Below are 899 nucleotides of genomic sequence, written 5' to 3'. Positions count from 1 at the left end.
GTGCAGTCCCGTTTCTACGCCGCTTAGTTTGAAACGTTCTCCGAGGCCTGTTGAGCCGATAGCTTTCGTCATAGCTTCGTGTCTGCGCCGATATACATTTCTGACTCTCCTCATATGGCGCATGAAATACCCATGTTCAATAAAGTGAGTAAGCGTCAATTGCTCCATAATGGGAAGGTGCCGATATGTTAGTTCATGGACTTGAGCAAGCTGGCGTATGGCTTTTTGGGGTCCAATGATTGCCGATATCCGTATACCAGGAGCAACCATTTTTGAAAAACTCATCATATACAATGTATTCTGAGATTGCTGGCTGAACAAAGTGGGTAACGGGTCGCCACGATATCGAAACTCGCTATCGTAGTCGTCTTCAACAATCCAAAATTGATGTTGAGCGGCCATATGTAGCAATTGTTGCCTGCGGGGTTCCGACATGATCACCCCAACTGCACACTGATGTGAAGGCGTAACATACACAAGTTTTGTTTGAGGATGAATACGGTCTACCTGTAATCCGTAATCGTCTACAGGGACAGGAACTACATTCATCCGCCGATATTTCATGGCCATCCACGCGGCGGGGAAGCCGGGATCTTCAACGGAAACCGTCTCTCCTTCGTTCAATAGTGCTTGGGCGATCAAATCAAGGCTATGTTGTGCGCCCGAAGTTAAAATAATTTGATCAATATGCACGTGAACCCCTCGCTCAAGTGACAGATAACGTTGAATCTGTTCGCGCAGCGGAACGAAACCATAGGCGTTGCCGTAAGCCCAATTGGATAGGTCCGTTTCTTTGGAGGCTTGCAAAAATGAGTGTCTCCAGTTTTTTTGAAAAATTTGATCCAAATAAGGCTCGTGTGGGCTGAAATCGATCTCAACATTTCGGTATTCTTTGCCTC

1 protein-coding gene is annotated in these 899 nt (G+C 46.4%); it reads right to left on the bottom strand.

The genetic code is table 11. The annotated features are described in order from the left end of the window. The coding region (locus tag AC1DWB_RS36240; RefSeq protein WP_477545884.1) for an aminotransferase-like domain-containing protein at window positions 1-899 on the bottom strand (899 nt) is incomplete at both ends.

The organism is Paenibacillus sp. P4_E11 (assembly GCF_056401635.1).
This window is presented reverse-complemented; position numbering and strand designations above follow the sequence as displayed.